The 14597-nt window shown below is 56.1% G+C and carries 14 protein-coding genes; 3 read left to right on the top strand and 11 right to left on the bottom strand.

Features of this window, described 5'->3' with window-relative positions; translation table 11 throughout:
- Nucleotides 1-29: 29 nt before the first annotated feature.
- Genes ACO6TI_RS30195 through ACO6TI_RS30175 form a run of 5 tightly spaced genes read right to left on the bottom strand, consistent with a single transcriptional unit; the run spans nucleotide 30 to nucleotide 4254 of the window.
- A complete protein-coding gene (locus ACO6TI_RS30195; RefSeq protein WP_422385349.1) occupies nucleotides 30-611 on the bottom strand; it encodes an ester cyclase in 582 nt (193 codons plus the stop codon).
- Nucleotides 611-1036, bottom strand: coding sequence for an ester cyclase (locus ACO6TI_RS30190; protein ID WP_422383974.1), 426 nt, complete (start codon nucleotides 1034-1036; stop codon nucleotides 611-613). Before ACO6TI_RS30190 ends, ACO6TI_RS30195 begins: the two co-directional genes overlap by 1 nt.
- Before the next feature lie 5 nt (nucleotides 1037-1041).
- Nucleotides 1042-1923: a carbohydrate ABC transporter permease gene (locus ACO6TI_RS30185; protein WP_208992574.1), complete on the bottom strand. Its 882-nt coding sequence runs from the start codon at nucleotides 1921-1923 to the stop codon at nucleotides 1042-1044.
- Between the two features lie 12 nt (nucleotides 1924-1935).
- A complete protein-coding gene (locus tag ACO6TI_RS30180) occupies nucleotides 1936-2964 on the bottom strand; it encodes a carbohydrate ABC transporter permease (protein ID WP_055112937.1) in 1029 nt (342 codons plus the stop codon).
- A gap of 54 nt (nucleotides 2965-3018) precedes the next feature.
- Nucleotides 3019-4254: an ABC transporter substrate-binding protein gene (locus ACO6TI_RS30175; protein ID WP_104701133.1), complete on the bottom strand. Its 1236-nt coding sequence runs from the start codon at nucleotides 4252-4254 to the stop codon at nucleotides 3019-3021.
- Nucleotides 4255-4614: 360 nt separating this feature from the next.
- Between ACO6TI_RS30175 and ACO6TI_RS30170 the strand changes: the two genes are divergently transcribed.
- The 3 genes from ACO6TI_RS30170 (at nucleotide 4615) to ACO6TI_RS30160 (ending at nucleotide 6673) form a co-directional block, all read left to right on the top strand.
- Nucleotides 4615-5085: an ester cyclase gene (locus ACO6TI_RS30170; protein ID WP_422383973.1), complete on the top strand. Its 471-nt coding sequence runs from the start codon at nucleotides 4615-4617 to the stop codon at nucleotides 5083-5085.
- A gap of 10 nt (nucleotides 5086-5095) precedes the next feature.
- The gene (locus tag ACO6TI_RS30165; RefSeq protein ID WP_055112932.1) at nucleotides 5096-6109 is read left to right on the top strand and encodes a LacI family DNA-binding transcriptional regulator; all 1014 of its coding nucleotides are present in this window, start codon (nucleotides 5096-5098) and stop codon (nucleotides 6107-6109) included.
- Between the two features lie 204 nt (nucleotides 6110-6313).
- On the top strand, nucleotides 6314-6673 hold the full coding sequence (locus ACO6TI_RS30160) for a TIM barrel protein (RefSeq protein WP_055112930.1): 360 nt from the start codon (nucleotides 6314-6316) through the stop codon (nucleotides 6671-6673).
- A 198-nt stretch (nucleotides 6674-6871) separates the two neighbouring features.
- Here ACO6TI_RS30160 and ACO6TI_RS30155 read toward each other — a convergent pair whose 3' ends face one another.
- The 6 genes from ACO6TI_RS30155 to bktB form a co-directional block, all read right to left on the bottom strand.
- The gene (locus tag ACO6TI_RS30155; protein WP_422383972.1) at nucleotides 6872-9121 is read right to left on the bottom strand and encodes a molybdopterin-dependent oxidoreductase; all 2250 of its coding nucleotides are present in this window, start codon (nucleotides 9119-9121) and stop codon (nucleotides 6872-6874) included.
- A gap of 12 nt (nucleotides 9122-9133) precedes the next feature.
- Nucleotides 9134-10402: a TRAP transporter large permease gene (locus ACO6TI_RS30150; RefSeq protein ID WP_055112926.1), complete on the bottom strand. Its 1269-nt coding sequence runs from the start codon at nucleotides 10400-10402 to the stop codon at nucleotides 9134-9136.
- Complete coding sequence (locus tag ACO6TI_RS30145; RefSeq protein ID WP_055112924.1) at nucleotides 10399-10932, bottom strand: TRAP transporter small permease; 534 nt, start codon at nucleotides 10930-10932, stop codon at nucleotides 10399-10401. The genes ACO6TI_RS30150 and ACO6TI_RS30145 overlap by 4 nt, the downstream gene beginning before the upstream one ends.
- Nucleotides 10933-11008: 76 nt before the next feature.
- Entirely contained in the window at nucleotides 11009-12022 is a 1014-nt protein-coding gene (locus ACO6TI_RS30140; protein ID WP_055112922.1) for a TRAP transporter substrate-binding protein, read from the bottom strand.
- 256 nt (nucleotides 12023-12278) lie between these two features.
- On the bottom strand, nucleotides 12279-13352 hold the full coding sequence (locus ACO6TI_RS30135; protein WP_422383971.1) for a 3-hydroxyacyl-CoA dehydrogenase NAD-binding domain-containing protein: 1074 nt from the start codon (nucleotides 13350-13352) through the stop codon (nucleotides 12279-12281).
- A complete protein-coding gene (gene bktB / locus ACO6TI_RS30130; RefSeq protein WP_422383970.1) occupies nucleotides 13349-14542 on the bottom strand; it encodes a beta-ketothiolase BktB in 1194 nt (397 codons plus the stop codon). Before bktB ends, ACO6TI_RS30135 begins: the two co-directional genes overlap by 4 nt.
- Nucleotides 14543-14597 lie beyond the last annotated feature (55 nt).

Raw genomic sequence — 14597 nt, 5'->3', positions numbered from 1 at the left:
ACCTTGGTCGCGATTGGTTGAGAAATTCGTCATGTCCGGCCAACCTCACGGCAACGAGCCAGAATATCTACGCCCTGCTGATTCCAGAAATGCAGCAAGTCGATGAAAATCCAGTTCTCGGCAAGTTTGTCGCCATCCCTGCGATACATGTCGATGACCCGCATATCAGAAGGTTTGCCTGTGGCAGGCATACCCATGAAGCCGCCCGTTGGTGTCAGGGTCAGATTCGGCCAGCCAAAGAACCCTCCGAACTTGCCTTCCGCCATACGGCAGACATGTCCGTTGAAATGCCGGGTACCAAGACCGTCCCGGAAGGGTCCCGAGTGTCCCTTGATGTAGCCTTCGATGGTGTAGGACGCGCCGATGCCGGCCGGACCCCACCAGATCATATCGTGGTGCCAGCTGCGCGGCAGCTCGACCTCAAGGGGGCGTTCTTCCTTGCCTTCCCAATCGCCCATGTCGCCAATCATGAAATTGATTGCGCCAAGGGTATTGTCGCCCTCGACAGGGTCTTGCGGTTCAAAGCAAAGGCCCTCGTGGGTGGCGGGCCCGGGCTGGATCAGGTGGGCACCGGTCTGTCGCGGAAACGGTTGGAGCCCTGCCTGTATCATCACCTGGGGAATGTCGAAGAAAGCGCCGTTTCGGTGATTTTGCCGTCTTCAATCTTGTGAAATTCGCAATAACGCATCATCGCGATCTTGCCCGTCGGCGGGATACCGAGCCAGGGTGCATCGAAATTTCCCATCAGGTGACCCATGGAAGTCACCCAGGTCGACTTGAAGCCGTCGATCTCGTTCTTTCCGGCAATGAAGATGTCCATTCGGCGCTGCATGTGACGAAAGGCGCTGCGGAAAGGTTGCCAGAATTGCTCAACGACTGCCTTGCCGCTGCTCTGCTCGTGAAAAGGATGGTAGCCGCGCCACAGGTAATCCGTACCAACAAAACGATCCATGACCGCAACCAGCTCGTTTTCCGGAGCCGCGTCCAATGCGACGTAGAAATCGCGAACGAGTTGCTTTTCAGATTGAAAGTCCAATTTGATTATCCTTTGACGGCGCCTGCGGTCAGGCCGCTGACGATTTGGCGTTGGAAGAAGAGAACAAGGAAGAACAGGGGCACAATGGCACTGACGACCGCGGACACCGCGAACATCACATTGCCCTGCTCGCGCACCGTTCCAAGGAAACTTGCGATACGCGGTACCATGGTCTGGTTCTCGGAACTCAGAAGCATCGAGGTAACGGCGAAGTCGTTGTAGGCAAGCAGGAAACTGAACAGTCCGGTGGTAATCACACCTGGCCACATGACCGGAACGATGACATGCCAAAAGGCCTGAAAACGGGTGCAGCCGTCAACCAGTGCGCTTTCATCCAGTTCCTGCGGGATGTTGAGAAAAAAGGAATGCAGCATCCAGAGGGTGAAGGGCTGGTTGATGGCCACCAGGACAATGATCGTGGTGCTGAGACGTCCCCAGAGATTCCATTCAAAGAAGGGAAGCAGGTAACCTGAGACCAGGGTGATGTGGGGCATTGCCCGAAAGATCAGCGCGGCAATCAGGATAATGAACGCATAGCGGTATCCCGAGCGGGCAAGAGCGTAGCCCCCGAGAGTGCCGAGCGTTAGCGAAATAATGACTGTGAAGACAACCACGACGGCAGTGTTCAGGGCATTTCGCCAGAATTCTTCCTGAACCCAGGCGCCCCAGTAACCGTTGCCGGTAAAAGGCTCACCGGTTTCGATTGTGGTCATCACCCCGTAAATCGCATTGCGCCAATCGGCCTTGGAGAAAAAGTCTCCCTGTACCTTGAACGAGCCCCACAAGGTCCACACAAATGGCCCGATAGCGATCAGAAGCCAAAAGACCACCATGCTGGTTGCAAACCAGCCGAACAATCCGTAATTGCCTTTTGCCATTGTGGACATTTTTCTCCCCACTCAAGTGCTCTTGCGGTGGAAATCGCGCCAGGTCCGGATCAACACGGGCGTCAGCAAGATGCAAACGGCTGTTATCGTGATCACCGAAGTGGCGGCGGCAGAGCCGTAGAGTTTGCTGTCTCCGAAAAGGTCGTTGAAGATGATCCAGCTCAGCGATGTGGCCTTTGCCGATGCCGAAAATCCGACGATGGGCTCAAACACGCGCAAACCGTCCATGAGCTGCATCAGCGTGATGAAAATAACCAGCGGCATCATGAAGGGTACAACGACATAGCGCACCTGCTGCCAGCGCGAAGCTCCATCAATCCTGGCGGCTTCAAGCGTTTCGTGCGGCACCGCCTGGAGCCCGGCGTAGAACACGACGAAGGCGAAGGGGGTGTTGTGCCAGACGCCGTAAACAAACAGCATGATCCACGTCAATGGTGCGGACGCCTTGAGTGAAAGATCGCCGTCTTGAAACAAAACCTGCAGCGTTGCCCCCAGAATGCCGTCGGCGTCGACCATCCAGAAGAGGATCAGGGAACCGATGAGCGGCGTGACGATCATCGGCAGGAGTGACGCGAAAATTGTCGGCCCCTTTGTGATCGGAGGCAGGCGATTCACACCCAGGGCGATAAACAGGCCGAGGATCAGAACCAGCGGCGTGACCACGATTGTATAGCTCAGAGTAAAGAACAGCGCCTTGTAAAGCGGCAAGTTGTAGACACCTGCAACAAAGTCCTCCCAAGTCTCTGTCTTTGCCCAGATTTGCCCCACTTCCTCGAATGCCAAATGAGCTCGATTGGTGTAGGTTCCAAGGCCGTTGAAACGCCCGAGCGGGGCTTCTTCCTGCAGTCGCGCCGTGGTTTCGTTGTCCACCTGAAGAACTGTCTCGCACTTGAACGGGCCGCAGTTTTCAACTTCCTTCATGACCTGTTCGTGTTCAACAAACAGCGACTGGATTGCCACGGAGAAAATCGGCAAGGCGATGAACAGGACCATCGCTGCAAGTGCCGGCAGGATGAACCAGAAAAAGTATCGATGTGGCATGGTCGGCCCGCTATGAAACAGCGTGACGGCACGCGCGCCGTCACGCGTTTTCCGTTACTTCAAGAAGCCTTGCTCCGTCGCAGCCGTGACATAGGCAGCTTCGATATCGGCGAGAGCCTGTTCGGCGGTCTCATTTCCCTGAAGAAAGTCAGGCAATTCCTGGAAGAGTGCCTGATGCATCAAGCCCATGAAGGGTAGCATCGGATATGGTTCTGCGCCGGCAGCAGCCGTCGCGGCAACGCCTTCCGCCGCCTTGCCTGGAACATAAGCGTCCATCAGCCAGACCGCACTGTCGTTGTTGGCTCGCACCATATCGTCCGAAATACCGTGTACCATTGCGATGAATGTGGCTTCGGCGTCTTCATCGCTGATGTTTTTTGCAATCGTGAAGCCGTCCCACCACAGCGTGGATGCGGGCGTGTTGCCACCGGCAACCGTCGGCGCGGCAAGCGGAACAGTTGCCGCGACAACCTCAGGCGTTGATCCCTCATCATCAAGCAATTGTCCGCCCGTCGAGCCCCAGAGTTGGGCGATGGCGATTTCTCCCGACTCCCACAATGGTGCCACGGTAGACGTGTTGTAGGTCAGAAAGTCCGGATTTGTGTACTCGGTCAATGCCTTGAGCATGTTGAGCGTTGCAATGCCGGTCTCGTTGTTTATGGCGGGCTTTGCAGTTCCCGGTTCAAAGAATTTTCCGCCATGTCCCACATACATGTTCACGAACTCTTCGCCCAGGTTCCAGTCAGACTTGAAGAGCGCTGCAAACGGGTACTCCATGATGCCGGCTTCACGGATCGCCTTGGCGGTCGAAAGCACCTCTTCCCATGTCGTGGGGGCAGGCATGCCGATCTGGTCCAGGATGTCCTGACGCACAAACAGGTGTTGCGCGTTGGCCATGAATGCCACGGCCATGACCTTTCCGTCTATCCGGATCAGCTGGTTGGGCTTCAGGCTTTGACCGTGTTTGGCAACGAGGTCGTCAAGCGGGCGTATGAGATCCTTGTTCAGGAGTGGAACGATCGAGGAATTCGCAACGATTTTGGACGTGTATTCGGCAGGATCGGCGCTCAGTGCCGCAACCGAGATTTCGTTGTGCTTTGCCGTGTGGTTCTTGTTGAACGTGATCCCGTCGCCGGCGCAGCTCTCGGCGGTGGAGACCACCGCGTGGAGCGCTGGAAAATCATTGGCCAGTACGCTGATGTTGCCACTCGATATCCCGCAATCTGCGTGTGCCATGCCGACAGTCAGAGACAGGGCGGCGACGGCCCCAAATATCCGAAATTTCCCCATGATGTCCTCCCAGGGTTTGCGTCACTTGAATTGACGCAGGTCGCTCGCGTATTTTTGCATGCGTAGTCAAATTATTGGACAAAAAATCCAAAAACACAATAGCAATCTCCCAAGCAATTCAAAATAGCGAGATCGAAAACTGCTCGACTGAAACGGATCTTTTTGCTCAATGGTTTATCTGATACCAAGTCAAAAACGCCCAAATACATTGAATAACGATAAAAATTGCTCCATCGCGTTGCCTTTGGTCAGGAGGAAAACCGCGTCGCGATCACTGCGGATTTGATCACATTAAACAGATAGATTGACATTTTGACTGCGCATGCAAAAAATGATGCAAACGGAAGCGGAGAATTTGGTATGTCGAACAACCCATTGGAAATTATCAAAGCTATGGAGGCCGCACTCGGTCGTGGCCAGACCGACTTGTCGGAGTTCTTTCACGATGATTTTGTCTGGAGCGCCAACAAGGGATGCGGCACAAAAAACGGTCTGGAGGTGTTTGAGCGAAATTGGTATGGACCCTGGCGGGCGATATTCGGAAACCAGGTATTCAAGACAGAAAGATATCTGGCAGACGGGGACTGGGCTGCCTGTTTTGGCGCCTGCCATGCCACGCATGACGGACCGTTTATGGGTCTTGCTCCAACAGGCAAATCCGTGCGCATTCCCTATATTGACTTTTGGCGATTTGCCGATGGAAAGATCATTGAAAACCGCGTAAGCGTGGACTTTGCGGATGTGCTGGCGCAACTGGGCACAGATGTCTTCAACGGTCATGGCTGGGAGGCCTTTGATACAGGGGCCAGGATCCCACCGGGAGCGTCGTGAAGGAATTCAGATGGGCGAAAAAATCACCTCGTATATGGTGGCGAAAAGGGCAGGGGTCAGCCAGTCGGCCGTAAGCAGGGTTTTCAAGCCAGGTTCCTCCGTTTCTGAAAAAACCGCGCGCAAGGTTCGCAAGGCGGCGGAGGAACTGGGATATCGACCGAATACCCTCGCACGTGCAATGGCGTCGGGGCGAAGCCGCATTATTGGTCTGGTCGTCGCTTATTTTGAAAACCAGTTTTACCCGGAGGCCATTGAAAAACTGGCCAATACACTGCAAGCAAACGACTACCACGTGCTCATGTTCATGTCCTGGGACGAAACGGAAGCACCCGAGACGGTGATCAACGACCTGCTGGACTACCAGGTCGACGGAATCATTGCCGCTTCTGTCGGTGTGACAGATGTTTTGACCAAAAGATGCGAAGCTGCCGGTATTCCCGTCATGCTGTTCAACCGGCATCAAAACGACGACAAATTGTCCGCTGTGACGTCGGACAACTTTACCGGAGGCCGCAAACTTGCCGAGTTTCTGGTGCGCGGCGGGCATGAACGGATTGCGCATGTTGCGGGATGGGACGGTGCATCGACGCAGCGCGACCGCGAGGCAGGATTTCTGTCGGGACTGGCTGCCCATGGAATGACCCTGTTCGCAAGAAGCTGCGGCAATTTCCACCGTGATCAGGCGCAGGAAGCGGCGCGTGTGCTGTTGCGGGCCGAAGTACGCCCCGATGCAATCTTCGTATCCAACGACCACATGGCATTTGCCGTGATGGACGTCATTCGCTCTGAATTCAAACTGCGAATTCCGGAAGACATCTCGATTGTCGGCTACGACGACGTCGCAATGTCGGAGTGGCCGTGTTTCGATCTGACCACTGTGCGACAACCCACCAATCGCATGGCCGAAGAGACCGTGCGTATTCTATTGCAGATGATCGAAAACGAGGAATCGTTACCTTGCCGTATTGCGCTCGATGGACCGCTGGTTGTTCGCGGGTCCGCGCGCCTACCTGTCGATGAGTGATTGCACACGGCCATCGCCACCTTCCAAGATGCATCTGTCTTGCCTCGGTGCGGCGCTGTGCTTCCAAAACAATTGGCCACCGGTAAGAATAGCGATCGGAAATACCCGTTTTCACCACGGAGGATAATGTGCCGCGATTTGCTGCGGCCAGGGAATCCGGCTTCGAAGCTGTAGAGTTTCTGTTTCCCTACGACTTTTCAGCCGATGAGGTGGGAAACGCGGTGCAAGAAAACGGCCTCGTCATATCCGTTTTCAATCTTCATCCGGGAAACTGGAGCGGAGGCGACAGGTGCATGGCAGCTTCATGTCATGGCGGGAATAGCGGATCGTGTTGCCGAAACGGAGCAGGTCCATATCGACAACATCCACCACGCGGCCGATCGCTTGTCGCCCAAAGGCATTCAGTCGATGACGAACTGCTCAGACCGGATCGATCAAATTCAAATTGCCGGCGTTCCGGATCGTCACGAGCCGGATTCGGGTGAACTGAACTACTCCGAGATCTTTCGGCACATGGACGAGATCGGGTATGGAGGCTGGGTCGGTTGCAAATACACTCCGTGAAACGGAACCCGAGATGGCCTCGACTGGTTTAGGCAGGCAACGCGCATATAAGGTCCGGAACCTCCAGGCTGCTGCGCTTTGTTCAGACCACCGACTTTTCCCTGCTTGCAGTGCACCTCCAATATCACGTCTCCCGGATTGAACCGGGTTCTTGCCGTGCATGCGTGCGTGATTGCGAATGCAGGAGCATTGCGGAGTTCATGCGGGAGCAATCTCCACCAGGCAGGAATGCGCAGAAGGACCCTGTGCAAGACTGGACGTGCCGATATCGGGTGTAAGCACGTTCGGGTTACCGCCTTTGCATGTCCCGTTTTCGTCAGGGTCATACCAGGCACCGGTGTTGATCTGAACCACGCCTGGACGAATGTCATCGTCCAGAACCGCTGCCGCCCTGCATGTGCCGCGCTCGTTGAAGATCTTTACGCGTTGCCTGTTGGATATTCCCCGGGCAGCCGCATCCGCAGGGCAGATATGCACTGGTTCGCAACCGTCAATTTTTGCGGCCTGACTGACCGGCCCGTGATCAAGCTGCGAATGCAATTTCGTTTGGGGTTGAACGCAGATCAGGTGCAATGGATAGCGTTCCTTATCAGGACTTCCCAACCATTCATCCGGCGGTAGCCACGCTGCATGACCCGGACAGTCGCGATAACCGAAAGCGGCAACCTTTTCGGAAAAAAGTTCGATACGACCCGAAGGTGTTTTCAGCGGAGCAGTTTCGGACGATTTTCGAAAGGCTTCGAGCATAACCGTTGGCTCGTCGGGCATGTCAATCTTGTGCCAACCGGCGCTTTTCAAGTCGTCGAGTGTGGGGAGTTCGAGCCCCGCCCGGGCAAACCTTTGTCGCGAACTGTCATAAATCCATGTGACCCACTCCTCGGCAGTCTTCCCCTCTGTGAATTCGAGCTCCAGGCCCATTTTCCGCGCAATTGCGGAAAATATCGAATAGTCGTCGCGCGCATTCCCCGTGGGCTGGATGGCCTGTTGCATGGACACGACATAGGCATCGCGCGGAGACAGGGCCAAATCAGCTCTTTCCAGGTGTGTTGTGCAGGGAAGGACGATGTCGGAGAAGCGGGCGGTCGACGTCCAGCACCAGTCATGCGTTATGATCGTTTCAGGCACCTGCCACGCCCGGTCCAGGCGGTTCAGATCCTGGTGATGATGAAACGGATTGCCGCCAGCCCAGTAAACCAGCCGGATGTCCGGATAGGTGTGTGTTTCTCCGTCATAGGTGAAGGTTGATCCCGGATTCAAAAGCATGTCGGCTATGCGCGCGACTGGAATAAAGCCGGAGACCGGATTTTCACCCTGGGGAAGACTTGCATAAGGCAGGCGTTGATACTGGGCGCCTATCCCGTTTGTGGCGCTGTATCCAAAACCGATGCCGCCGCCCGGCAATCCGATCTGCCCCAGCATCGCGGCAACGGTTATCCCGGCCCAGAACGGCTGCTCGCCGTATTGTTGACGGGTCAGCGACCAGCTCACAGAGATCTTGCAACGTTTTGCTGCCATCTTGCGAGCAAGGCTTCGAATGTCTTCAGAGGCGATCTGACAGATGCCGGCTGCCCAATCAGGTGTTTTGGCGACACCGTCAATCCGGCCCTGAAGATACTGCTCAACTTTCTCAATGCCGACTGTAAACCGTTCCAGAAATTTCCGATCGGCCAAACCCTCTTCCAGCAGGACATAGGCAAGAGCAAGCAAAAGCGCCGTGTCTGTGCATGGGCGAATGTCGAGCCATTCGGCATTGACCTCTGCGGGCATGGATGCCCGCGTGGGACTGACATTTACAAAAGACGTGCCGTTGCGGGCGGCTTCCAGAATGCCGGCGCGCTGACCATGTTCACCGACACCCCCATTGTCTATCTGGCCGTTCTTGACCGGCACACCGCCAAACGCGACAAACAGTTCGGTATTCCCAGACACCGAACTCCAGCTGGTCGTTGAATTCACAAAGGTCTTGAAGTCACCGAGCACATGAGGGATCGCGACTTCGGCCGCGGCGTAACTGTAGGTGTTCACGGAGCGGGTATAGCCACCTATGCAATTCAGGAACCGATGGATCTGGCTTTGCGCGTGGTGGAACCTGCCTGCGGATGCCCAACCATAAGATCCTCCGTAGATAGCGCTGTTTCCAAAAGTACGGCGTACGCGATTGAGTTCGTCCGCAACAAGACTTTCGGCTTCATCCCAACTTACCGCTTCGAAAGTGTCCCGTCCTCGTTCCCCGTCTGCCGATTTCGACGTGCCGTTTCGCCAGCCTCGCCGGACCATGGGACTGCGAATTCTCTTGTCATCATCAATCGTCGCCGCAATTCCATGTCCGATCGGCGAGGGGTCAGGATCACGTTCGAACGGATGCAGGGCAACAACCCGTCCGTCGGAAACCTCCACGCGGTAGGTACCCCAGTGGGTGCTGGTAAGCGCCATATCCTTCTCGGGCATAGAATTGTTCTCTCAATTCAGGACGCTTGGCAACCAGGTTGCGGACCCCGGCAGGAAGATCAGGATCAGGCCGAAGACAATGCCGACAAGGATGAACAGGGGCACCTCTCGGAATGCTTTTTCGGGGCTTTCCCGCACGACCCCTGCGGCTGTGTAAACTCCGACACAAACCGGCGGCGTGATCATGCCGATACCGGCAAACGCGACGAAAACGACGTAGAGGTGCAGAACGTCCAGACCCAGTGACAATGCGAGGGCAGCGAAGATCGGCACCGTCAGGTAAAAGACAGGGACGATCTCAACGAATGTTCCCAGGATGAGGCAGATCATGGCTACTGCGAGCCAGAACATCATTGGCGTTCCACCGAGTTCCGTGAAGTAGGTGATGATCTTCTGGGGCGCCTGGGTGTAGGTCAGTACGACACTCAGGAAGGTTGCCATCGCTATGATGGCGAAAATCACCGCGGTAATCTTTGCCGTTTGTCTGAGGCATTCCATCAGGCCGCCGATCGTGAGTTCCCGATAGACGAAAAACCCGATGAACAATGCCCAAACCCCTGCCATGGCGGCAGATTCAGATGGTGTCAGCAACCCGGCATAGATGCCACCCAGAATGATTACCGGAGAAAAAAGGGCCGGAATCGAGGCGAAGAAGGCGTTCAACTTTTCGGATCCGCTGGAGCGTACCGGATTTCGCAAGTGCCGGCACTTCCACATGACCACCGCTGACATGAGCACAAGGAGAATGAGACCAGGTATCATGCCGGCCGCAAACGTCCGGTCGACGGGAACATCCGTAAGCGCGCTGAACAGAATTGCCGCGTTCGAAGGGGGAATGAGGGACTCCAGCAGAGCTGCGGAGGCAGCCAGCACAATAACAAACGGCTTGGGATAGCCTTGCTCGATCATTTTGGGCATCATGATTGTGCCCACTGCCGTAATGGCTGCGAGAATGGAGCCACAGAAGGCGGCGAAGAATCCCATTGCGATCACCATCGCAATTCCAAGTCCGCCTGGCCAGTGACCGACAAGAGCGGTCGCAAATCCCACGAGACGCGCAGCGGCTCCGCCGCGCAACATTGCCATACCCGTGAATATGAACAGGGGAACGGCAATGAGCACATGCTTGGTCATGGAGCCGAATGCGACCTGGATGAGAGTGGACCAGGGCAGGTTCAAACCCCAGATAGCACTTGCCGAACTGCCCAGACCAAAAACCATGAAGATCGGAACCGAGAGGAACAGGAGGATGGTGGAGAAACCGATTGCCAGCAGGTTCATGAGGGTTCTCCCGCCGTCTCGGCCCTTGTGCCGGCAAACAGTGCCCGTAGCGTCTCAAGGATCAGTTCCAGCGCGAAAAGCGCCAGCATGCCAAAGCCAACCGGGAAGGCGAGATACATCCACCAGATGGGAATTTCGATTTCGAGTTCCATCAACTGTCCGAGCCTGTGGAACAGGGCCACGGCCTCGTTGCCGGCGACAAGAAATATCAAAGCGCCGATAAATGTGAGCGTGTAGCAGAACAAATTCAGATACAGCGTTTTCCGTGCCGGAAGAAAGGTCGGAAGAAGATCGACCTTGATGTGATCACCGGATCTTAGCAAAGGGCCCAAAAGCGGAAACACCAGCCAGGGGACAAGGGCAGGGGGCAGTTCTATCAGCCAATCGTAACCTGTGCCGGATATGTAGCGCGTTATTGCGCTGGCGGTGAGCGCCGTCACCATGATGGCGACAATAGTCATCCCCAAGTAGTTTGACAGACGCGCCAAGACGCCATTGACGCGACGCAGCGCCAGCAAGAGGCCATTCATACGATCTACCTGTCCATGATACTTTCAAGCAAACGGCGACTGTGTGGGCACAGTCGCCGTCATTGGGAGAAACAGTCTACTCGGAAACAAACTCCTGTGCTGCACCGAGCACTGAATCGTCAATCAGATCAACCATTGCAGGCACGACTTCGGCCGCCATCAAGGCGTCGAATTCAGCCTTTTTTTCACCCGACAGTTCCGTCACGACGCCGCCGCGTTCCTTGAACTGCGCGAGGGTTTCCTCACCGGTTTCAATGATCTTGTCGGTCGAGATCGCACCGACTTCCGCCCCGACTTCCTGAAGCAATTGCTGCAGGTCGGCAGGCAGACTGTTGTACCATTCGGTGTTTGCCATCAGATAGGCGTCAGAAAAATACTGGTACGGAAGCTGGGCATATCCCAGATACTCCCACCAGCTGTAGGCCCTGATGCTGCCGGGTGGGCTGTTGATGGTGTCGATCATCCCGGTCTGAAGTGCGGTATAGACTTCGCCGGTCGGCAAGGAGACCGTGTTGGCACCGTATGCTTCCCACATTGGCCGTTCGCTTTTGATGAGCGCACGTGCCTTCAGCCCTTTCATTGCCTCAAGGCTGTCAAGTTCGTGGGCACCGCTGAATGTCATGACCGGACCGACCGGATTGTACATCAGCAGCGTGGTGCCCGACTTTCCGGTTATGTCATTCCAGATTTCCTGTCCTGCTTCGGATTCTGCGAAGAACCGGCGTTGCTGGTCATAGGAATTGAACATGCCGGGAAAGGCGGCAACGTTGTAGTTCTTGTTGACCGGTGGAAAGCTCACGATTGGCACAATGCCACCGATTTCAACCGCACCGGACGTAATCGCGCCGAGTTGTTCGCGAATACCAAAGAGCTGTCCCGAAGGAAAAACCTCGATCTTCAAACGACCATCGGCACGTTTGTTGACCTCGTCGGCAAACATCTGTGCGTGTATTGCACTGTGATGAGTGGGGCTCCAGTGGAAAGAAAGTCGTGCGGTGTGCTCTTGCGCAAAGGCGGATCCGGCGAAAAAACCGGCAGAAACGATAGCGCCTACCAGGATAGCTTTCGCACCTTTGTTTAGCTGCTTCATGGTGTCCTCCCTGACATCAGTACCCGTTCCAACTTTTCTCTTTGGTTTGCAGTTTCGGCCATCGGCAATTCACCGCTCGCAGTCCGGGTATCCCAGACAGGGTAAAGCCGTCGTCACTCATTTAGCGAATAGAATCATCAGTAAAACTCATTCGGTTTTGCTATGTGTTGTTCCGCCCGGTCCTGATTGAAGATTGCAGCCCCGGCACCCTGGAAAGTGCCGGGAAGTTGCCGATTTGATCGGCAGACAGAGGCCCTCAAGGAGCTGCCTGACGGCAAGAGCATGGCTTGACCAGCTCGACGAGCCTGTGGACCTCCTGCTCGCCGGAGAGATGCATGAGTTCAACCGGGCCCCTTGCGAACGTGAATGCCTTGCGGGCACCGTTGTCTATGGCTTCAGGGGTGGCAACCCGCTCCTCCAGCTCTTCGAGCACGGCCAGAAAAACCGCGCCTTTCAAACGATCTCCAATTCGCCTGACCGTATTTTCGTCCAGTGGTGCGTTTGCAGAGCTCATATCCCAGTATCCGTCGGCATCACCCAATCTCTGCAAGCTGTCTGCGGGTGCATAAAACTCTCCCAATTCGGCAAGGTTGCGAACCGCGGCAAGATTTATCCGCGGCTTGACGATGTTCATGACCGCAAACGGTCCAATGCCAACGCCGAACTCCTCCATGGCGATTTCGTCGATCTGGGCCGGGGTTCCAAGGTCGTCGTCAACGCATCGGGCTGCTTCGTTGGTATAGGGGCAAAAGAAACGGTTGAGCGCAAACCCTGCGTGGTCACGGCACTCAATCGGTTCCTTGCCGGTGGATTTCAGATAATCGAGAACGGCAAGGATCGTCGTGTCCGCTGTCTTCGTCCCGCGTACGACCTCCACAACGGGATTGACCTCCGCGGGGCTAAAGAAATGCATGCCGCAAAGCCGCTCCGGAGCCACGAGACCAGCTCCGATTTCACTTACCTTCAATGCGCTGGTATTTGTCGCAAGCGTGGTGTCGGGACCAACGGCCCTTTCAAGGTCCTTGAAAACCTGCCGTTTCAGCGCGAGATCCTCAAAGACTGCTTCAATGCAGAGTTCGGCCTTGCTGACTTCTTCCAGGTTTTCAGCAAACAAACAACGTTCCTGGGCAAGCGATGCCGCATCTGCACTCATCTTTTCCTTTTCGACCTGTCGCGAGAAGAATCTCTTCATTTTCGATAGAGACCGTTCCAGTGCAGGACCTGATGCGTCGACGAGAATGACGTTCAACCCGGTCCGCAGAGCTGAGAGCGCAATACCCGTTCCCATCGTTCCGGCACCAACAACCGCAACGGTTTCGATTTTCGTCATGCTGAGTGCTCCGCGTTTTCGACAATTACTGCAATGCCCTGACCTCCGCCGATGCACATCGTGGCAAGACCGAAGCGGCCCGCGGTCCGCCGCAGCTCGAAGACAAGTTTGATCAGAATGATTGCGCCGGAAGCGCCAACCGGATGTCCCAACGCGATCGCCCCGCCATTCGGGTTGGTGATCTCTTCCGGGAAACCGAGTTTTTCGGCCACAGCACAGGCCTGCGCCGCGAAGGCTTCGTTGGATTCGATTACCGACAGGTCGCCGATGCCCAGACCGGCGCGGTCGAGCGCCTCTGTCACGGCAGGCACCGGCCCAAGACCCATTACCTCGGGTGCCACGCCGCCCAGCGCAGCGGACCGGATGAAGGCAAGTTGCGGCAGTTTGAACCTGTCGGACGCTTCGCGAGACGCGAGCACCAGGGCGGCGGCACCATCATTGATGCCGGATGCGTTGCCAGCTGTCACGCTGCCATCGCGCGCGAACGCGGGCCGCAGGTTCCGGAGGTCTTCCGCCGAAATATCGGATCTGACGTGTTCGTCGATTTCAAAGACAGTTTCCCTTCGGCCCCTTTTCACAGCGAACGGCAATATCTGATCTTTGAAATGTCCAGCCCCTATCGCTGCGGCGGCCCGTTTGTGGCTGCGCAGCGCGAGTGCATCCTGGGTGTCTCTGTCAATTCTTTCGCCGACGGCAATGTTCTCCGCTGTGACGCCCATGTGCCCGTTGCCGAACGGATCCGACAACGCCCCAACCATCATGTCGGTTGCCGAGATGTCTCCCATTTTTTGTCCAAAGCGGGACGGGCTGATCAGGTGTCCGGCACGGCTCATGTTTTCAGCGCCACCTGCGAGCGCTACCTCGGCATTGCCGAGCGCAATTGCTTCTGCTGCCGTCACAACGGCCTGCAACCCGCTGCCGCACAAGCGGTTCAGCGTGAGAGCAGGGGACGTAACCGGCATGCCTGCACCGATTGAAGCAACGCGTGCAAGATACATATCCCGCGGTTCCGTGTGGATGACATTGCCGAAAACGGCCTGCTGAACCGCATCTGGTGTTATTCCCGCACGGCTGATTGCCTCGGCGGCAACGGCCCGGGCAAGATCGCAAGGTGTTGTACCTGCCAGGGCGCCTCCGAAGCTACCAATGGCAGTGCGAACGCCGGATGCTATGACGACGTTTTCGAGCACGATAAGTCCCTCTGAGAGTGAAGTTGAGTTGCGTGCCGCCGGCTCGCCGGCTGGC

Source organism: Roseibium album, assembly GCF_965233825.1.
In the GTDB taxonomy this organism is placed as follows: Bacteria; Pseudomonadota; Alphaproteobacteria; order Rhizobiales; family Stappiaceae; genus Roseibium; species Roseibium album.
The sequence above is the reverse complement of the archived record's forward strand: the minus strand, read 5'-3'. Positions and strand labels throughout refer to the sequence as shown.